At 65.2% G+C, this 19,610-nt stretch carries 17 protein-coding genes and 1 riboswitch; of the genes, 7 read left to right on the top strand and 10 right to left on the bottom strand.

The window, feature by feature from the left end; genetic code table 11:
• Positions 1 to 122: 122 nt before the first annotated feature.
• Genes thiQ through thiB form a run of 3 tightly spaced genes read right to left on the bottom strand, consistent with a single transcriptional unit; the run spans position 123 to position 3,493 of the window.
• Complete coding sequence (gene thiQ, locus MKI86_RS11325; protein WP_241601000.1) at positions 123 to 842, bottom strand: thiamine ABC transporter ATP-binding protein; 720 nt, start codon at positions 840 to 842, stop codon at positions 123 to 125.
• Positions 835 to 2,469 (bottom strand): thiamine/thiamine pyrophosphate ABC transporter permease, encoded by a 1,635-nt coding sequence (thiP, locus tag MKI86_RS11320; protein ID WP_241601206.1) that lies wholly within the window; start codon positions 2,467 to 2,469, stop codon positions 835 to 837. The genes thiQ and thiP overlap by 8 nt, the downstream gene beginning before the upstream one ends.
• Positions 2,470 to 2,485: 16 nt before the next feature.
• Positions 2,486 to 3,493: a thiamine ABC transporter substrate binding subunit gene (gene thiB, locus MKI86_RS11315; protein WP_241600999.1), complete on the bottom strand. Its 1,008-nt coding sequence runs from the start codon at positions 3,491 to 3,493 to the stop codon at positions 2,486 to 2,488.
• A 38-nt stretch (positions 3,494 to 3,531) separates the two neighbouring features.
• Positions 3,532 to 3,644, bottom strand: a riboswitch (TPP riboswitch).
• A 191-nt stretch (positions 3,645 to 3,835) separates the two neighbouring features.
• Between thiB and MKI86_RS11310 the strand changes: the two genes are divergently transcribed.
• A complete protein-coding gene (locus MKI86_RS11310; protein ID WP_241600998.1) occupies positions 3,836 to 4,015 on the top strand; it encodes a hypothetical protein in 180 nt (59 codons plus the stop codon).
• Between the two features lie 123 nt (positions 4,016 to 4,138).
• On the opposite strand, the gene MKI86_RS11305 is transcribed toward MKI86_RS11310, so the two are convergent.
• The 7 genes from MKI86_RS11305 to MKI86_RS11275 all read right to left on the bottom strand — a co-directional run bounded on the left by MKI86_RS11305 (position 4,139) and on the right by MKI86_RS11275 (position 11,805).
• Positions 4,139 to 4,999: an RNA polymerase factor sigma-32 gene (locus MKI86_RS11305; RefSeq protein WP_241600997.1), complete on the bottom strand. Its 861-nt coding sequence runs from the start codon at positions 4,997 to 4,999 to the stop codon at positions 4,139 to 4,141.
• A 231-nt stretch (positions 5,000 to 5,230) separates the two neighbouring features.
• Positions 5,231 to 5,800 (bottom strand): CarD family transcriptional regulator, encoded by a 570-nt coding sequence (locus MKI86_RS11300; RefSeq protein ID WP_226921750.1) that lies wholly within the window; start codon positions 5,798 to 5,800, stop codon positions 5,231 to 5,233.
• A 369-nt stretch (positions 5,801 to 6,169) separates the two neighbouring features.
• Positions 6,170 to 6,508 (bottom strand): ferredoxin FdxA, encoded by a 339-nt coding sequence (gene fdxA, locus MKI86_RS11295; RefSeq protein WP_241600996.1) that lies wholly within the window; start codon positions 6,506 to 6,508, stop codon positions 6,170 to 6,172.
• A gap of 218 nt (positions 6,509 to 6,726) precedes the next feature.
• On the bottom strand, positions 6,727 to 7,146 hold the full coding sequence (locus MKI86_RS11290) for an RNA-binding S4 domain-containing protein (protein ID WP_241600995.1): 420 nt from the start codon (positions 7,144 to 7,146) through the stop codon (positions 6,727 to 6,729).
• A gap of 3 nt (positions 7,147 to 7,149) precedes the next feature.
• Positions 7,150 to 10,221 carry a helicase-related protein gene (locus MKI86_RS11285; RefSeq protein WP_241600994.1) on the bottom strand — a complete coding sequence of 1,024 codons (3,072 nt, stop codon included), beginning with the start codon at positions 10,219 to 10,221 and terminating at the stop codon, positions 7,150 to 7,152.
• A 275-nt stretch (positions 10,222 to 10,496) separates the two neighbouring features.
• Positions 10,497 to 11,078, bottom strand: a complete 582-nt coding sequence (thpR, locus tag MKI86_RS11280) for an RNA 2',3'-cyclic phosphodiesterase (protein WP_241600993.1) — start codon at positions 11,076 to 11,078, stop codon at positions 10,497 to 10,499.
• A gap of 82 nt (positions 11,079 to 11,160) precedes the next feature.
• Positions 11,161 to 11,805 (bottom strand): arylesterase, encoded by a 645-nt coding sequence (locus tag MKI86_RS11275; RefSeq protein WP_241600992.1) that lies wholly within the window; start codon positions 11,803 to 11,805, stop codon positions 11,161 to 11,163.
• Positions 11,806 to 11,864: 59 nt separating this feature from the next.
• Here MKI86_RS11275 and MKI86_RS11270 point away from each other — a divergent pair, with 59 nt between their 5' ends.
• From MKI86_RS11270 to ispG, 6 genes are all read left to right on the top strand, one after another.
• Positions 11,865 to 12,578, top strand: coding sequence for an ABC transporter ATP-binding protein (locus MKI86_RS11270; protein ID WP_241600991.1), 714 nt, complete (start codon positions 11,865 to 11,867; stop codon positions 12,576 to 12,578).
• Entirely contained in the window at positions 12,575 to 15,127 is a 2,553-nt protein-coding gene (locus tag MKI86_RS11265) for an ABC transporter permease (protein WP_241600990.1), read from the top strand. Before MKI86_RS11270 ends, MKI86_RS11265 begins: the two co-directional genes overlap by 4 nt.
• Positions 15,128 to 15,318: 191 nt before the next feature.
• Complete coding sequence (locus MKI86_RS11260; RefSeq protein WP_241600989.1) at positions 15,319 to 16,062, top strand: Bax inhibitor-1/YccA family protein; 744 nt, start codon at positions 15,319 to 15,321, stop codon at positions 16,060 to 16,062.
• 159 nt (positions 16,063 to 16,221) lie between these two features.
• Positions 16,222 to 16,992, top strand: a complete 771-nt coding sequence (locus MKI86_RS11255) for a DeoR/GlpR family DNA-binding transcription regulator (protein ID WP_241600988.1) — start codon at positions 16,222 to 16,224, stop codon at positions 16,990 to 16,992.
• A gap of 30 nt (positions 16,993 to 17,022) precedes the next feature.
• Positions 17,023 to 18,216 (top strand): MFS transporter, encoded by a 1,194-nt coding sequence (locus MKI86_RS11250; RefSeq protein WP_241600987.1) that lies wholly within the window; start codon positions 17,023 to 17,025, stop codon positions 18,214 to 18,216.
• A 138-nt stretch (positions 18,217 to 18,354) separates the two neighbouring features.
• Complete coding sequence (gene ispG, locus MKI86_RS11245) at positions 18,355 to 19,608, top strand: flavodoxin-dependent (E)-4-hydroxy-3-methylbut-2-enyl-diphosphate synthase (RefSeq protein WP_241600986.1); 1,254 nt, start codon at positions 18,355 to 18,357, stop codon at positions 19,606 to 19,608.
• The last annotated feature ends 2 nt before the right edge of the window (positions 19,609 to 19,610 follow it).

Here is a 19,610-nt window from a genome sequence, read left to right as displayed (position 1 = left end):
GATAGACGCGCCCCATACAGTCGGCAACTCCCCATTCAACAAACGGTTCCCATGTGGCTCCGGTGACACAGGGGGGCGACCAAATTGTGGCGCTGGGCGCGGCAAAAGCACCCCGGCTTTCGCTAAAGCACGGAATGGCCGAGGAATTTCGCGATGTCGGCGGGTTCGCGCCGCGCCAGGAAATCGCTGGCCGGCTCGTGGAAGCGGATCCTTCCATCCGTCACGTAGATCACCTGGTCTGCCAGCCGGCCGATATCCTCGGGCTGGTGGGTGATGAACAGCATGGTCGCCTTCGTCTCGGCGACGAGGTCGGCAAGCAGCGCCGCCATATCCGCGCGCATGGCTGGATCGAGCGCGGCGAAGGGTTCATCGAGCAGCAGGATCGGCCGGCGGCGCACCAGCGCGCGGGCAAGCGCAACACGCTGCCGCTCGCCGCCCGACAGCGAGCCGGGCAGGCGCTTCTCGTAACCGCCGAGGCCGACGCGGGCAAGCGCCTCGGATACGGTGCGCCGCGCAGCCGCATCCAGACGCAGCCCCGGATCAATACCGAGGCCGACATTGTCGGCGATGGTGAGGTGGGAAAACAGGTTGTTGTCCTGGAAGACGATGGAAACCGGCCGCTCGGCGGGATCGCGGCCCGCCATGTCCTCGCCAAGCAAGCGTACCGTACCGCTCGCAGGCGTCTGGAAACCGGCAATGACGTTAAACAGGGTCGACTTGCCCGCCCCCGACGGGCCGACCACGGCGATGGCGGAACCGGCTTTTATGGCGCAGTCGAAGGCGAGCGTCTTTTCGGCAAAGCGCACGGTGACATGGGAAAGGACGATGGCGGTATCAGGCATCGGAGCCGGGCCTTTCGGGGACGCGCTCGGGGGCGGTCGAGGGCAGCGTCAGGAGCAGGCAAAGCACGCCGAGGATGAGCGCGATGCCGGCCGCATCGGCCGTGCGGTAACTTGCCATGCGTGAGTAGAGCAGCCAGGGCAGCGTGACGAAACCCTCGGCGCCGAAGATGGCGACGGCGCCGAGATCGCCGAGCGACAGCGCCATGGCAAAGGCGAAGGCGGTGAGGAACGGTTTCTTCAGCGCCGGCCAGTCGATCGTCATGAGGCGGCGGCGACCGGTGATGCCGAGGCTGAGCGCCAGGCGTGCGGTGCGCGCAAGATGCGTGCGGTAGGCAGGCTCCAGCACGCGCACCACGAAGGGCAGCGCCATCAGCGCATTGATGACGGTGACGATGGCCGGGGCGAAGCGGCCGGTTTCGCCGAAGAGCCGCAGCATCAGGAACCAGCCCGTCGCCACGACGACCGGCGGCACGAGCAGGATGAGCGAGCCGACTGCCGGCAGCCCGACCGCCATTATCAGCCGCGCCGGCCCCGACGCGCCGCTTTCGGCAAGTTGCGGCACCAGCACGACAGGCAACGCGATGGCGAGGCTGAGGCTGGCGGAAGCAAGCGAGATGGCGAGGCTGGTGAAGAGTGCCCGGTGCAGCATCGGATCGAGCGCCAGCCGGCCGAAATCGGCGGCGAGGCCCGAGACGAGCGTCGCCAGCAGCGGGGCGGCGGTGAAGAGGGTGAAGGCGAAGATGACGAACCCGTCCGTGAGGCGACGGCGGTGGCCATCGAAGCGGCGGATGGCACGGCCCGCCGTGACGCCCTCATCCTGCGGCCGGCCGAACAGCGAGAGGACAAAGAGCAGCAGCGCCGTGACCGCGATCTGCAGGAAGGCGAGCAGGACGGCGCGGGCGGGATCGAAATCGAAACGCAGCGCCTGGTAGATCGCCACCTCGATGGTGGTGGCCGCCGGCCCGCCGCCGAGCGTGAGAACAAGCGTGAAGCTCGTGGCGCACAGCATGAAGACGAGGCCGGCAATGCCCGGCAGCACGCGCCGGATGACCGGCCATTCGATGAGCCGGAACACCGCCCCGCCGCCCATGCCGAGATTGGCCGAACTCAGCCAGTATTCCGGCGGGATGCGGTCGAGCGCGGCAACGAGGAAACGCACGGCAAGCGGCAGGTTGAAGAACACATGGGCAATGAGGATGCCCGTCAGTCCGTAGACGCTGACCGGGTTCTGCAGGCCGGCAAGCCGCAGGAGATCGTTGACGACGCCCTGCCGCCCCCAGATCTCGATAACCCCGAGGGCCGCAACCAGCGCTGGCAGGCCGAGCGGCACGGCCGACAGCCGCAGGATCCAGACACGGCCGAAAAAGGCGCGCTGGCGCGCCAGGGCACGCGCAACGGGAATGGCCAGCGCCACCGACAGGAGCGTGGAAAGCGTGGCCTGAAGAAAGGTGAAGCGCGCCACCCGCAGGATATAGGCATCGAACAGCGGCGCGTCCGCGCCGGACCCGGCCCCTGGACCAGCATGGGCGAGCAGCACGGCGGTCGCCGCGCCGACGAACGCCAGCACGCCGCCAAGCGCGAGCGCGCCGGCGATATCGAGCGTGCGTCTTTCGGCGCGGGCGAAGATCACGATGCTTATCCGGCTACTTGGCGCTCATCACGGCGAGCCACTCGTCGATCCAGGCCTTGCGGTTGGCCGCAACTTCTTCCGGCGACATCAGGAAGGTCTTTTCCGGCTTGACCAGCGCATCGAAGGCGGCGGGCAGCGGATCGCGGGTTTTGGCGGCCGGCATCATCCAGTTGGTTTCGGGAATGATCGACTGGAAATCCGGGCCGGTCATGTAGGTGAGGAACTGGCGGGCGAGATCCTTGTCGCCAGCGGTGCGGGTGAGACCGGCAACCTCGATCTGGATGTAATGGCCCTCAGAGAAGGCGGCCGCCTTGTAGCGCTCGCTCTTCTCCGCGATGACGTGATAGGCGGGCGAGGTCGTGTAGGACAGCACCATCGGCGCCTCGCCCTTGGTGAACAGGCCATAGGCTTCCGACCAGCCGGGCGTGACCGTGAGCACACGGCGCTTGAGCTTTTCCCAGGCCTCGGGCGCCTTGTCGCCATAGACCGACTTCACCCAGAGCAGCAGGCCGAGGCCCGGCGTGGAGGTGCGCGGATCCTCGATGACGATCTTCTCCGCGGGATCGCCCTCGACCAGTTCCTTGAGGCTGGTCGGCGGGTTCTTCAGGGTCTCGCTGTCATAGACGACGGCGAAATGGCCGTAGTCATAGGGCAGGAACGTATCGTCGGAGAAGCCGCCGGGCACCGTCAGGTCCTTGGGCGAGAGGCCGTGCGCCTCGAACAGGCCCGTGGCCTTCGCCTCGGCGATGAGATTGGTGTCGAGACCGAGCACGATGTCGGCCTTGGTGCCCTCGCCCTCCAGCTTGAGGCGGGTCAGGAGTTCCACACCGTCTGCAACGCCGACCCATTCGACCTTGCAGCCGCAGGTCTTCTCGAACTCTTCCTTGACCTTGGGGCCCGGGCCCCATTCGGCGATGAAGCTCTCATAGGTGTAGACGGTGAGCGTCTTTTCCTGCGCGATGGCAGGAGCGGCAATGCACACGGCAAGCGCCGCAGCCAGAGTGGAAAATAGCGTGCGCATCCGCGCCTCCTTGTTTGTCACAAACGGGAATAGGGCGCTGGATTGAGCCGTCTAATCCCTCCGCCGGTACGAGCCGGATCAGGTTCTTCGGGTTGGCGGTACCGCCTCTCAGCCAGCAGACCGAAACCTGCGGGCACCCCGTTAGAGCAGAACAAGGCATAATCCGGCCTGCGACGGCGCGCAAGAGGCCGATGGGGCAGCAGGCCCTGATGGGCAGGAATGGGCGGAAAATCGGCCTGTTCCGTAGGAAACAGCGGACAATGCCGCACGGTGCGATCTTCTCATCACCGGACGAGAACAGCTCGTCGCAATCGAGATCAGGCCAGAGATCAGGAGAGACCCATGCGCAAGACCATCGTTTCCGCCACTATTGCCCTCGTCGCCGCCGTTTCCGTCGCAGCGCCCTCGTATGCCTGCTACGACAGCTACGGCTATGAGCAACCGCAATGCTTCATCAAGAAGGTGAAGTCGTACGACTATTACGGGGATGTCGTGATCCGGAAGATCAAGGTCTGCAACTGAACCATATCGCCTGCGACCTCCCGAAAGACCCGGATGTCCCTGCATTCGGGTCCTTTGCATTGGGGGGCGTGTGGGCCTTTGGGTCGAGCTCGAGGGCCGAGAAAGACCCGCAGCGTCCGCCGCTCAGGCGTAAGCGAAATCCGTGGTCTTGCTGACCAGCACGGCTTTCAGCTTTTCCAGCGCCCGGTTCTCGATCTGGCGGACGCGTTCCTTCGAGATGCCGAGCAGGACGCCGAGTTCCTCAAGCGTCGCGCCATTTTCGGCGAGGCGGCGGGCGCGGATGATCTTCATCTCACGTTCGTTGAGTTCGCCAAGCGCAGAATGGAGCCAGTGGTGACGGCGTTCGCCATCGATGGAGCCTTCGGCCTGCTCATCCGGCAGGGGGGCCTCGCTGGCGAGGAGATCGATGCGGCTGGCGCCCTCGCCCTCATTGGGCGAGATCGGCGCCTGAAGGGAAATGTCCGACGAGGACAGGCGCGCATCCATGGTGCGCACGTCGGCGGTGCTGACACCGATGGCGGCGGCGATTTCCTGATGCATAGCCTCGGCGGTCAGGCGGGTATCGCCGCGGGCGAGCCGGGCGCGCAGGCGGCGCAGGTTGAAGAACAGCGCCTTCTGCGCCGAGCTGGTGCCGCCACGCACGATGGACCAGTTGCGAAGCACGTAATCCTGAACCGAGGCGCGGATCCACCAGCTGGCATAGGTGGAGAAGCGAACCTGCCGTTCCGGCTCGAAGCGGGCGGCGGCCTCCAGGAGACCGATATAGCCTTCCTGCACGAGATCGCTGAGCGGAAGGCCGAAATTGCGGAACTTGCCCGCCATCGAAACGACAAGGCGCATATGGGCCATGGCGATGCGGTTACGGGCTTCCTGATCTTGATTGTTCTTCCAGGCCTGGGCAAGAGCCTGTTCCTCGTCCCTCTCAAGGTAGGGCGCGGACATGGCAATCTTGATCATGCGGCGCTCTGCAGTCGTCGTAGCCATCAGTCTCTCCACGTGAACCGAAACGGCTCCGGGGAGGCACGCGCCGCCCGTTCGCCCATAGAGAAGACATTCCGGAGAGGCCAATGGATTGCCCGGCATGGCCGGGACAATGCCGCGGCACAACGCCCTTCGGTCATCCTCGGCCAGTCAAACGGGCATGCTGCAAAAAAGTTCCATAAAAAAACCCGGCTGTCACCAGCCGGGCTTTAAATCGTGAGGGAGCGCCCTAGATCAGGCGGCCTCGTCCTGGCTGTCATCTTCCTCGATGGCCTTGCCGCGCTTCGGACCCTTGGCGAGGTTCGTCTCCACGAGGCGAACGGCTTCGGTTTCCGACATCTTGTTGACGGCGGCGATTTCGCGGGCCATGCGGTCGAGAGCGGCTTCGTAAAGCTGGCGCTCGGAATAGGACTGCTCCGGCTGGTTCTCGGCGCGATAGAGGTCACGGACCACTTCGGCAATGGAGATCAGGTCGCCGGAATTGATCTTGGCATCGTATTCCTGCGCGCGGCGCGACCACATGGTGCGCTTCACGCGGGCCTTGCCCTGGACAACCTTCAGCGCGCGTTCGACGAAATCGGTCTCCGACAGTTTGCGCATGCCGATGGATACGGCCTTGGCAACCGGCACCTTGAGACGCATCTTGTCCTTTTCGAAATCGATGACAAAAAGCTCGAGCTTCATGCCGGCGACTTCCTGCTCCTCGATGGCCACGATCTGGCCGACACCGTGGGCGGGATAGACGATCGACTCGCCGGTCTTGAAGCCCTGGCGCGTGGAAGATTTCTTCTGCTGGGTCGTCATTCTGTTCAAATACTCCCTGTTACACTCCCCGATGAGGCCGGGGTGGGTCCGGGGACCCGGGAAAGACGGGGGGCACCCTGCGGTGTCACCACTCTGGTCCGTCCGCCATGCGCAAAGAGGTCCACTGCAACGCGATCACATGCGAGCAACCGAGGTTGCCTATGGGAGGTGAGCGACGGTGAGGGATCGTTTGCTTTCGTGGTGGTGTTCGGGCACGCAAAATGCCGCGATGTGGATCAGTATCAGGACCCTACCACAAAAAAGTGCCGAAATCAATAATTTGCTTCGCATGGGTCATCAAGCCTGCCCTATCGCCTTTTGGCGAGGACAAGCTTTTTTCCCCAGCTTCGGCGGCCGCGGTGCGACCGGTCAGTCGCCCTGGCCCGGATTCGGCGAGAAGTACTGCTCGTACTTGCCTTCCACGCCGTCCATTTCCTTGGCCTCGGGCATCGCATCGCGCTTGACGGTGATGTTGGGCCAGATCGACGCGAATTCCGTGTTGATCTTCAACCACTTGTCGAGGCCCGGCTCCGTATCGGGCTTGATCGCCTCGGCGGGACATTCCGGCTCGCAGACGCCGCAATCGATGCACTCGTCCGGGTGGATGACCAGGAAATTCTCGCCTTCGTAGAAGCAGTCGACAGGGCAGACTTCGACACAGTCCGTATATTTGCAGCGGATGCAGTTGTCGGTCACGACATACGTCATGATGAACTCCAGAAAAATCACTAGCAGGCGAACGGCGGAACCGTCCATCGCCGCAAAGCCTGTCACGCAATCGGCTGGCAGACAGCAGAAGATGCGAGAAGCAGGCTGTCCGGTGGCTGAGGTAAAGGCTTTACGGGCGCTTTGCAAGCGTAATACATGCGCGATTGGCGTCTTGCGAGGTATAGAATTCTAAAGCGCGGCCTCAGGCCTGAATGTGTTCAGTCGTCGCCCTCGCCCGGATAATCGTGCAGGCGGTCGATCTCGCGGCGCTCTCGCTTGGTGGGGCGGCCCGCGCCGCGCTCGCGCGTGGCCTGCGCGAAGAGATTGCGCTCCTCGCGCGGCGGCGGGGGCGGCGTCATGTCGCTGTAGAGAAGGCGGGCCTCCTCATAGGGGCCGCGGCGCTCGCCGGTCTGGAGCACCTTCACCACCATGTCGTGGCGCTCGAGCGAAAGCACGATGACATCGCCGGGACGCACGGCATAGGAGGGCTGGCGGATGGCGAGGTCGTTGACGCGCACATCGCCCGACTCGACGGACTTCGCCGCCAGCGAGCGCGACTTGCGCAGGCGCGCGAAGAACAGCCATTTGTCGATGCGCTGTCGCGCCTGACCTGCCGGCTGTTCCTCGTCGCGCGCCATGGCTTACTTCTTCAGCTGCTCCTTGAGCGCTGCGAGCTTTGCGAAGGGCGAATCCGGATCGATCGGCTTCTCCTTGCGGGGCGGACGGGCCTCGAACTTCGCCTGCTGCGGCTTTCCGCCGCGATCGTTGCGCTCGCCGCGCTGCTCGTTGCGATCGGGACGGTTGCCGCCCTGCGGCTTTCCGTCGCGGTTGCCGCGATTCTGGTCGGGACGGCCGCGGCCGCCTTCGCGACGCTCGCCGCGCTCACCGGCCTGCTGGCCGCGATTGCGGTCGCCGCCACGGCGCTCGCCGCGTTCGGGACGCTCGCCGCCATGGCGGTGGCCGCCCTGGCGCTGGTTGTCGTGACGCGAGCCGGGACGCCAGAGCAGCACGGGCTTGACCTCGACCGGCTCGGTGCCTTCGCCGGCAGCCTCGGGGGCTGCGGCTTCCGATGCGGCCGGGGCTTCCGCCGTCTCGGCGGCCGGCGCCTCTTCAACAGGTGTTTCGGACGCAGGTGCTTCGGCAGCCGGGGCTTCGCCTGCCGTCTCTTCGGCGGCGTCGGCCTGTGCTTCGTCCGCCTCGGCATCCTGTTCGCCGGCGGTGTCCGCCGGAGCGGCAGCGCCCGCATCGGCCGGAGCCTGGGCGGCGAGGAAGGCGGCGGCCTCTTCGGCCGTCACGCTGTCGGCACGGTAACCAAGACCCTTGAGGATCTCTTCCATATCGTCGGGCGTGGCACCGAGGATGGAGAGCATGGCGGTCGTCGCCGTGAAGCGGCGGCCGTCATAGGCGCCATCGGGACGCGGCGTGCCCGGCTTCCACTGCAAAAGCGGGCGGATGAGATCGGCGAGGCGCTCGAGAATGTCGATGCGCACGGCGCGCTTGCCGAGGAACCGGAAGCCAGCGAGCTTGTAGAAGGTGCGCTCGTAGCTCGGATCGGTGACCACCGAGGTGCGGCCGGCGGCCAGAACCGGAATGAGATCGCCATAGCCCGGCTTGTCGAGGCCGTCGTTCTTCAACGCCCAGAGCAGCGTGATGAGTTCGGCCGGGGCCGGCTTCAGGAGCGCGGGCATGAAGATGTGGTAGGCGCCGAAGCGGATGCCGTGCTTGCGCATGGAGGCGCGGCCGTCCTGGTCGAGCGACTTCACGTCATCGGCCACATCACGGCGGAACAGCACGCCGAGGTTTTCGACGAGCTGGAAAGCCAGGCCCTTGGCGAGACCCTGCAGGTCTTCGGCGCGCGACAGGTCGTCGAGCGGCTTCAGGACGGTGGCGATGTGATGGTTCACGAAACGCTCGATGCGGGCGGCGACATGATCGCGTGCATTGCCCGTCAGCTGCTCGTCGGAGAGCAGGATGACGCGCGGACGCATGATATGATCGGACGCGGCAAGACGCGCGACGGGATCGCCGAGCCAGCGCACGGTGCCGTCGGAGCCGAGCGCGAGATCGCCGTTGCCGGCCGCATGCAGGCGCGCGGCCCGGGCTTCGAACTCCAGGGCGAGCGCCTTCTGCGCAGCCGCCTGCACGGCCTTCGCATCGGGACCTTCCGTTCCGGAGACGAGCGTGAACCGGAAACCGGCCAACTGCCCGACATGATGTCCTTCCACGAAGACATCGCCATTCACACTGATTTCAGCTTCCAGCATCGCATTCTCTCTCAGGCGCTTCATGAGCACAGATGTCCTGCGATCAACAAAGCGTTTCGTCAACCGTTCATGTAACGCATCGGACAATCGGTCTTCGATTTCCCGCGTCTTTTCCTGCCAGTGTGTCGGATCGGCAAGCCATCCGGGCCGATTCGACACATAGGTCCACGTCCTTATCTGCGCGATTCGCGCCGAAAGCGTGTCGATCTCTCCATCCGTACGATCCGCGCGGCGGACCTGATCGGCCATGAAGTCCTCATTGACCGTGCCACGACGGACGAGATCCGCATAGAGCGTCGAGATGAGGTCGGCATGCTGGGCCGGCGTGATGCGGCGATAGTCGGGTAGCGCGCAAGCCTCCCACAGCTTTTCGACACGCTGGGGCGTGGTCGCGAGTTCGCGGATATCGGGGTAGCGCGACAGGTGCTCCAGCGCCTGCTGGTCGACCGCCGGAAGCGCGCGCGTCAGCCCGCCGATCGGCGGCACGGCCTCGAGCGACAGGCGAAGCGATTGCAGCGAGGAATAGTCGAAGCGGGTCGTGCGCCATTGCAGCACCTTCACCGGATCGAACTGGTGCGTCTCGATGCGCTCGACCAGCTCCTCGTCGAAGGGATCGACGCGGCCCGTGACGCCAAAGGTGCCGTCGCGCAGGTGGCGGCCGGCGCGGCCGGCGATCTGGGCAAGCTCGGCCGGATTGAGATTGCGGAACTGGAAGCCGTCGAACTTGCGGTCCTGCGCAAATGCGACGTGGTCGACATCGAGGTTGAGGCCCATGCCGATCGCGTCCGTCGCGACAAGATATTCGACATCGCCCTCCTGGTAGAGCGCGACCTGCGCATTGCGGGTACGCGGCGAGAGCGCGCCCAGTACCACCGCCGCCCCGCCGCGCTGGCGGCGGATGAGCTCGGCGATGGCATAGACCTCGTCGGCCGAGAAGGCGACGATGGCCGTGCGCTGCGGCAGGCGGGTGATCTTCTTGGAGCCGGAATAGAACAGCTGGGAAAGCCGCGGGCGCTCGATGACATGGATGCCCGGCAGCATCTGTTCGAGGATCGGCTTCATGGTGCCCGCACCCAAAAGCAGCGTCTCGTCGCGCCCGCGCAGATGCAGCACCCGGTCGGTGAAGATATGGCCGCGCTCCAGATCTCCGGCAAGCTGCACCTCGTCGATGGCGACGAAGGAGGCGCGCGTCTCGCGCGGCATGGCTTCGACCGTGCAGACCGAAAAGCGCGCCATATGCGGCGTGATCTTCTCCTCGCCGGTGATGAGCGCAACATTGTGCTGGCCGACCCGCTCAACGAGGCGCGTATAGACCTCGCGCGCCAGAAGGCGCAGAGGCAGGCCGATAATGCCCGTCTCATGTGCCACCATGCGTTCGATTGCGTAGTGGGTCTTGCCCGTATTGGTCGGGCCGAGCACCGCGGTGACCCCGCGGCCGCTCACAATCATGGGTGCTTGCGACAAGACATGCCCCGGCTGGTTCAGTTTCCGGCAACAGATGCCCATCACAGCCGCCGATGGCAAGGGGCAAGGCGAAATGCGGCGGATTTTCCGGTCTTTTGCCGGCTCATGGAACAGCTGCCGAACGAAACGGAGACGAATCGCTGACTCGACCGCATTCCGGATTTGTTCACCGCAAGTCCTTGATCGGACTCACGATCCCGCCACAAGATGCTGAATCGGACCCGGGACGATGCACGGTTTCCTGAAACCGAAAATGCCTCTCACACCGGATGATCGTACAGATCCGTACCGTCCCAGGCGCTTCCCGTGTCGTAGAGCGGGAAGACCTCTTCCGTGAGGTATGGCCCACCGCCGACGGATTCCTTGGAGGACATCAGCACGAAGCGGTTCACCATGAAGGGGGCGGTGTGGAAATTGCCGCGGCCGGTGAGGTAGCGCGCGACATCCTCGGTGCGGGCATTGCGCAGCCGCGCCAATGTGACATGCGGCGTGAACTTGCGCGGATCGGCCGGCAGGCCGAGCCGCTGGCAGATGCGCTCGATTTCCGCCTGGAGCGCAAACATATCCGGCGCCGGCGTGACACCGGCGAAGACGGAATGCGGCTTCTTCGACCCGAAGGAGCCGATGCCGGACAGCGCAAGCTGGAATTCCGGCCGCTCGATGCGGTCGAGCCGGTCGACCACCTCGTCGGCCGTGCGGCCGTCCATGTCACCGATGAAACGAAGGGTTATGTGGAAGTTCTCGACATCGATCCAGCGGGCTCCGGGAAGGCCGCCTCTCAAAAGCGAGAGGCTCATCGCCGCGTTGCGCGGCACTTCGAGGGCGACGAAAAGTCTTGGCATGGTGACTTCTCCCTACTGGAATGTAACGTCAGCGAATCACGCAAAGCCGTTTCGCGCAACCCTAATTTCGCACCCGCGAAAATTACTCCCCGGCCTTGATCGAGGTCAGGAAACGTTCGGCGGCCGGAAGCATTGCCTGCACCATCGCATCCACGCCGAGCGCGTTGGGGTGCATGCCGTCCTCCAGCTGGAGATCGGCCTTGGTGACGACGCCTTTGAGGAAGAACGGATAGAGCGGCACGCCGTGCTTTTCGGCGAGCTTGCCGTAAATGGCGTTGAAACGCTCGGCATATTCGGGGCCCATGTTCGGCGGCGCGAGCATGCCGGCAAGCAGCACGGAAATGCCGCGCTCCTTCAGCCGCGTCAGCATCGTGTCGAGATTCTTTTCGGTCTCTTCCGGCGCAACGCCGCGCAGCGCATCGTTGGCACCGAGTTCGAGGATCACGCCCTGTGTGCCGTCGGGCACCGACCAGTCGAGACGGGCAAGGCCGCCCGAGGTCGTATCGCCGGAAACACCGGCATTGGCGATCTCCACCTCATGCCCCTTGGCGCGCAGGGCGGCTTCCAGCTTGACCGGGAAGGCATCGCCCGCCGGAAGCTGGTAGCCGGCCATGAGACTGTCGCCGAAGCCGACGAGCTTGACGGGCTCGGCGCGCGCGGCACCGACGGATAACAAAGCTGTGATCGCAAGGGCGGTTAAAAATCCGAGCTTCGCTTTAAACGCCATGGCGAGGTTCCTAGATTGCTGGCATTGCGGTTCTTCACAATCATATAGGGCAGAATTCCTTGGCCAAAAGCATCATCGATCTCAAAAAAGCCGATCTCACCCTCGGCCAGGCGGCCGCCTCGGTCCATGTGCTAAAGGGAATCGACCTTTCGATCGATGCGGGCGAATCGGTCGGCATCGTCGGTCCCTCGGGTTCCGGCAAGTCGACGCTGCTGATGGTTCTGGCCGGCCTGGAGCGGCTCGACAGCGGCGAAATCCACATCGACGGCGCCGGGCTGCACGGCATGAACGAAGACCAGGTGGCCGATTTCCGCGGCCGTAACATCGGCATCGTCTTCCAGTCCTTCCATCTCATTCCCAACATGACGGCGCTCGAAAATGTCGCGGTGCCGCTGGAACTGGCCAATACGCCCGGTGCCTTCGACATCGCCCGGCGCGAACTGACGGCCGTCGGGCTGGGCGAGCGCCTGTCGCACTATCCCGGCCAGCTTTCGGGCGGTGAACAGCAGCGCGTGGCGATCGCCCGGGCGCTCGCGCCCTCGCCGAAGCTGCTGATTGCCGACGAACCGACCGGCAACCTCGACACCGAGACCGGCCGGCAGATCGCCGACCTGCTGTTTGCCAAGCAGGCGGAACGCGCCATGACGCTGGTGCTGGTGACGCACGATCCCGCCCTTGCCGCTCGATGCAGCCGGCAAGTCGCCATGCGCTCGGGCGAAATCGTCTCGGGTGCCGCGCCCGCGGCAACCATTTCCGAGGCGGTGCCGGCATGAGGATCGGCACGGTCCTCAAACAGTTTCCGCTTGCCCTTCGCCTGGCGCTGCGTGAGATGCGCGGCGGCCTGAAGGGCTTCTACATCTTTCTCGCCTGTATCGCGCTCGGTACGGCGGCGATTGCCGGCGTCAACTCCGTCTCCAGCGCCATCACGCAGGCGATCGCCTCGCAGGGCCAGACGCTGCTGGCCGGCGACGTGCGCTTCGAGCTGCGCAATCGCATGGCAACGCCGGAGGAAATGGCCTATTTCCAGGGCCTCGGCGACGTCTCGCTCTCCACCGGCCTGCGCTCCATGGCGCGCATGCCCGACGGGTCCGACCAGACGCTGGTGGAAGCGCGCGGCGTCGACGGCGCCTATCCACTCTACGGCACGCTGGAAACCGTGCCGCAGCAGCCTTCCTCGGAGCTGCTCGGACGCAAGGGCGACGCCTGGGGCGCCATCGTCGCGCCGCTACTGCTCGACCGGCTCAACATCGCCGTGGGCGACGAGATCCTGCTCGGCAATGCCAAGATCAAGGTGACGGCCACCATGGCGCGCGAGCCCGATGCCGTTTCCGAAGGCTTCGGGCTGGCCCCGCGCCTGATGCTTTCGCAAGAGGCCTTGCAGGCCAGCGGGCTGATCCAGACCGGCAGCCTTGTCGAAAACGCCTACCGCATCCGCCTGACCAATCCCGACGCCTCCATCGCAACGATCCGGGACGATTCGGCAAAGGCGTTCCCGACCGCAGGATGGTCGATCCGCACCGCCGACAGCGCGGCCCCCTCGCTCACCGCCAATATCACCCGCTTCTCGCAGTTCCTGACGCTGGTCGGCCTCACGGCGCTGATCGTCGGCGGCGTGGGCGTGGCGAATGCGGTGCGGGCCTATCTCGATTCCAAGCGCTCGGTCATCGCCACCTTCAAGTGCCTGGGCGCGCCGGCCTCGCTGGTGGCGCTCGTCTATCTCACGCAGATCGCGCTGATTGCCGCCGTCGGCATTCTCATCGGCCTCGTCGCGGGCGCGCTGATGCCGCTCATTGCCATGCAGTTCCTCGAAGGCGTACTGCCGGTGCCGGCGGAGGCGCAGCTCTATCCGTCCGCCCTGCTGCTGGCCGCCGTCTTCGGCCTTCTGACGGCGCTCGCCTTCGCCATCATGCCGCTCGGCCATGCCCGCGAGGTGCCGGCAACCGCGCTGTTCCGCGAGCAGGGCTTTCAATCGTCACGCCTGCCGAGCTGGCACTATGTGCTGGGCGCGGCCGCATTCCTCGCGGCGCTGGCGGGACTGGCAATCTTCACCGCCTATGACCGCTACATCGCTTCGGTGTTCCTCGGCGCCATCGCCTTCGCCTTCGTGGTGCTGCGCGCCGTCGCCATGCTGATCACGGCGATCGCCAGGCGCAGCCCGCGCGTGAATTCGCCGTCGCTTCGGCTTGCCATCGGCAACATCCACCGGCCGGGCGCCCTTACATCGTCCGTCGTGCTGTCGCTTGGCCTTGGGCTCGCGCTGCTCGTGACGCTGACGCTGATAGACGGCAACCTGCGCCGTGAACTGACCGGCAGCCTGCCGGACCGCGCGCCGAATTTCTTCTTCGTCGACATCCAGGGCAGCGAGCTCGACGGCTTCCGCAGCGTGCTCTCCTCCAACATGCCCGAAGGCAAGATCATCGAAGTGCCGATGCTGCGCGGCCGCGTGATGGAGCTGAACGGTGTGGATGTCGCAAAGGTCGACGTGCCGCCGGAGGGCCAGTGGGTGCTACGCGGCGACCGCGGCATCACCTATGCGAAGAACGTGCCGGAGAATTCCACCCTGAGCGCGGGCGAATGGTGGCCGGAGGATTATACGGGCGAACCGCTCGTCTCGTTCTCCACCGACGAGGGCCGCGAACTGGGCCTGAAGCTCGGTGACACGGTGACGGTCAATGTGCTCGGCCGCAACATCACCGCGCGCATCGCCAACTTCCGCAATGTCGAGTGGGAATCGCTGTCGATCAACTTCGTGATGGTCTTCTCGCCCAACACCTTCGCTGGCGCGCCGCATGCCTGGCTCGCAACCGTGATCGATCCGGGCGCGACGGCCGCGCAGGAAGCCGCCACGCTGAAGGCCATCACCAACGCGTATCCGACCGTGACCAGCGTGCGCGTCAAGGATGCGCTCGACGTGGTGAACGAGCTGGTGGGCCAGCTGGCGACCGCCATCCGTGCCGCCGCCGCCGTGGCGCTGATCGCCTCCATCCTGGTGCTGGCCGGCGCGCTGGCCGCCGGCAACCGGGCACGCGTGCACGATGCCGTCGTGCTGAAGACGCTGGGCGCCACCCGCGCCACGCTGATACGCGCCTTCAGCTACGAATATCTGATGCTGGGACTGGCGACGGCGCTGTTTGCGCTCTTCGCGGGCGGTGTATCGGCCTGGTTCGTGGTGGCCCGCATCATGAAGCTGCCGTCGAGCTTCCTGCCCGACGTCGCCGTCATGACGGTGGCGACGGCGCTGATCATGACGGTCGGCATCGGCCTTGCGGGAACGTGGCGCATTCTGGGACAGAAGGCGGCACCGGTGTTGCGGGAGCTCTAAATCGGCATCCCTGCGGCTCTCCCTGATGTCGCAGGTCTTGTGCACAACGCAATTGATGCGCATATTTACATCAGGCAAGCTGGAGCCCCGCAGCGGCTGCCCGGACCCGCAAGAAGCGCTTCGAACCGTCGAAGCGAATAACCGGGCGCCCGACACCGTATAGACCATGGGGCTTGAACATAGAGGAAAACATGGCTGATCTCCGTAACTACCAGACTCGAACGGTGAATTCCGGCGCTCAGGCCGGCGCCGTCATCGACGAGGGCCTGCGCGCCTACATGCTTCGGGTCTACAACCTGATGGCACTGGGTCTCGCCATAACGGGTGTCGTCGCCTACTTCGCTTCGCAGGCTGCCTTTGCCGGCGGCCAGCTCACGAGCTTCGGCTACGCCATCTATGTGAGCCCGCTGAAGTGGGTCGTGATGCTCGCCCCGCTCGCCCTTGTCTTCTTCCTGAGCTTCCGCATTAACTCGATGAGCGTCGCTGCCGCGCAGACGACGTTCTGGATCTATGCGGGCCTGATGGGCCTGTCGCTCTCGTCGATCTTCCTGGTCTACACGGGCGCCAGCATCGCGCAGACCTTCTTCGTCTCGGCCGCCGCCTTCGGCGCCCTGTCGCTGTTCGGCTACACGACGAAGCGTGATCTCTCCGCGATGGGTTCGTTCCTGATCATGGGCCTCTTCGGCCTGATCATCGCCTCGCTCGTCAACCTGTTCCTGCAGTCTTCGGCTCTCGACTTCGCCATCTCCGCGATCGGCGTTCTCGTCTTCGCCGGCCTGACCGCCTGGGACACGCAGAAGATCAAGGAAATGTACTTCGAAGCCGACGACGTCGCCGTGGCCGGCCGCAAGGCCATCATGGGTGCGCTGACGCTCTACCTCGACTTCATCAACCTCTTCCTCTTCCTGCTGCGCTTCCTCGGTAACCGCGATTAAGCACGGCAGCCGAAGGGCTGGTCATGGAAACCCCGCTGGAAACGGCGGGGTTTTTGTTTGTCCGCATGGCAACCGGACCGGAACCAGATCGCTGCAACCATTGACGGCTTTGCCGAATCATGCATATTCTCACGCGATTATGCATGATTGGTAAAGATGATGTCGATACAAGACCTATTGCTGGGCGAGCGACAGGCGCTGATCCGGACACGGCTCGATCTGTCGGGGCGGGTGATCGCGGCGGATCTGGCTCAGGAACTTGGCGTGTCCGAAGACACGATCCGGCGGGACTTGCGCGAGATGGCATCCGCCGGGCTGTGCCGCCGCGTCTATGGCGGGGCGCTGCGCCTCTCCCCGTCGACGACCTCGATGAACGAGCGGATCGGCATTGCCGGTGAGAGCAAGGCCGCGCTGGCGCGCACGGCGGCGGGGCTACTGCCAGCTGGCGCGACCGTCTTCCTTGATGCGGGCAGCACCAATCTCGCGCTCGCGCGCGCCTTGCCGACGGGTGCAGACCTGACGGTCGCGACCAATGCGCCGGCCATCGCCGCCGCGCTGCTCGAGCGCGACATCGCCACGATCCAGCTCGGCGGCATGGTCGATGCGCGCGTCGGCGGCGTGATCGGCACCAGCGCGATCCGCGATGCAGAGGCGCTGAGACCGGATATCCTCGTGCTTGGCGTCTGCGGCATCGACCAGGACGCCGGGGTGACCTGCTATTCCTTCGAGGACGCTGAATTCAAGCGCTTCGTCGCCCAGCGCAGCAGGAGCGTGCTGATCTCGGTGACCAACGACAAGCTTTCCATTGCCGCGCCCTATTCGGTGCTGCCGCTGTCGCGCGTTTCGCGCGCGATCATCGAGGCGGATGCGGACGTAACACAGGCGGCGGCGCTGGCCGCTGCCGGCATCGATATCCTGCGCGCCGTCTAGGCACGTACTTTCCGCAATGATGGACCTTCCATGACGACGCCCGACCAAGCTCTTGCCGCCAGATCCTTCTTCGGCAGCTATTTCCCGCCAACCCGGCGCGCCATTTCCGGCCTGTTCCTGCTGAACGGGCTCTATGCGGGTGCCTGGGCGCCGAAGATCCCCGAATTCGCCGGCCGACTCGACATTTCCGAAATGCAGCTCGGCCTGATGATCATGTGCTTCGGCATCGGCTCGCTGATCCTCATGCCGATTGCCGGCGTGCTGATCGCCCATTTCGGCTCGGCGCGCACGGTGAAGGGCGCAGCGCTGTTGTTTCTGCCGACGCTTCTCCTGCTGTCGTTGGCGCCGAACATAGCGCTCGGCGTCGCCGCGATCTCGCTGTTCGGCGGCCTGCTCGGCACGATGGACGTGGCCATGAACGGCAATGCCGTGGAGGTGGAGAAATCCATGCGCCGCGCGATCATGTCTTCCTGCCACGCCTTCTGGAGCCTCGGCGCCTTCATCGGCGCCACGACCGGCGGCTATCTCATCGAGACCATCGGCGTCATTGGCCACGCGGCCCTGCTCACCGTTTTCGCCGCCGTCGCGCTCGCCTTCATCTGGCCTTTCGTGCTGCGCGACGCACCGCACCGGACCGAGGAGCGCGAGAAGGTGGGTCTTCCCATCACGCCGCTGCCCTGGCTGATCGGCCTGATGGCATTGTTCTGCATGGTGCCGGAAGGCGCGATCCTCGACTGGAGCGCGCTCTACATGCGCAATGAGCTTGGCGCGCCGCTGGCACTCTCCGGCTTCGCCTTCGGCACCTTCTCGCTGACCATGGCGGCGATGCGCTTTGCCGGCGACCATGTGCGCGACCGCTTCGGCGCTGTGAAGACGTTGCGCTATTGCACGGTCATCGCGATGGCCGGCATGATCATCGCGGGCACCGCGCCGCACGGCTATGTGGCGGTGCTGGGCTTTGCGCTGTGCGGCGTGGGCATTTCCAACATGGTGCCCATCGCCTTTTCCGCCGCCGGCAACCTGCCGGGCTATGCGCAGGGCGTGGCGCTGTCTGTTGCGACCGTCATGGGCTATTCCGGCTCGCTCTTCGCGCCTTCCGTCATCGGCTTCATCGCCGAGCATACGGGCTTTGCCATCATCTTCGCGCTGCTGCCGGTGCTTTTCATCGTCGTTCTCCTGCTCTCGCACCACGCGGTCCATGCGGATGTGCGCGAGCGGCACTGACAGCCATGGGCGGTAAGGGCGATCAAATCGTCGCGCCTGCCCGCGCCTGCGGTTGACAAGCCCCTTTTCCTGCGCCACCTGAGGGCAAAGGCCGCGCTGCAAGCCCCGCGCGGCCGCGTTCGCGCAAGAGGCCCCAAGATGTCCTTCTCCTTCGACTTTGAACCGAAGCCGCGGCGTCAGTCCGTCGGTGTCGATGTCGGCGGCGTGCTGGTGGGCGGCGGTGCGCCTGTCGTCGTCCAGTCGATGACCAATACAGACACGGCCGATATCGACGGTACCGTGGCGCAGGTCGCAGCCCTGCACCGCGCCGGTTCGGAAATCGTGCGCATCACCGTCGACCGCGACGAGAGTGCCGCCGCCGTGCCGAAGATCCGCGAGCGCCTCGAGCGTCTGGGTCTCGACGTGCCTTTGGTCGGCGACTTCCACTATATCGGCCACAAGCTGCTGGCCGATCACCCGGCCTGCGCCGAAGCGCTTGCGAAGTACCGCATCAATCCGGGCAATGTCGGCTTCAAGGACAAGAAGGACAAGCAGTTCTCGGCCATCGTTGAGACCGCCATCCGCTATGACAAGCCGGTGCGCATCGGCGTCAACTGGGGCTCGCTCGACCAGGAGCTCCTGACCCGGCTGATGGACGAGAACCAGGACAGGGGCTCGCCGCTCACCGCCCAGCAGGTGATGCGCGAGGCGATCTGCCAGTCGGCGCTGCTTTCGGCTGAGATGGCCGAGGAAATCGGCCTGCCGCGCAGCCGCATCATCCTCTCGGCCAAGGTGTCCGCCGTGCAGGATCTCATCGCCGTCTACGCCATGCTTTCCTCGCGCTCCGACCATGCGCTGCATCTCGGCCTCACCGAAGCCGGCATGGGCACCAAGGGAGTCGTGGCCTCCTCCGCCTCGCTCGGCATTCTCATGCAGCAGGGCATCGGCGATACGATCCGTATCTCGCTGACACCCGAGCCCGGCGGAGACCGCACCCGCGAGGTGCAGGTGGCGCAGGAACTGCTGCAGGTCATGGGCTTCCGCCAGTTCATTCCCGTGGTCGCCGCCTGTCCGGGATGCGGCCGCACCACCTCCACGGTGTTTCAGGAACTGGCGCAGAAGATCCAGGACGACATCCGCAAGAACATGCCGGTGTGGCGCGAGAAATATCCCGGCGTCGAGGGCCTCAAGGTCGCCGTCATGGGCTGCATCGTCAACGGGCCGGGCGAGAGCAAGCACGCCGATATCGGCATCTCGCTGCCCGGCACCGGCGAACTGCCGATCGCGCCCGTCTATGTCGACGGCAAGAAGGCCATGACGCTGCGCGGCACCAACATCGCCGGCGAATTCGAGACGCTGGTCAACGATTACATCGAGAAACGCTACGGTCAGGGCCAGGCTGCGGCGGAATAGGC

The sequence above is a fragment of the Shinella sedimenti genome, assembly GCF_022601905.1.
In the GTDB taxonomy this organism is placed as follows: Bacteria; Pseudomonadota; Alphaproteobacteria; order Rhizobiales; family Rhizobiaceae; genus Shinella; species Shinella sedimenti.
Note: the sequence above shows the minus strand (reverse complement) of the source record. Positions and strands in the feature narration are given on the sequence as shown.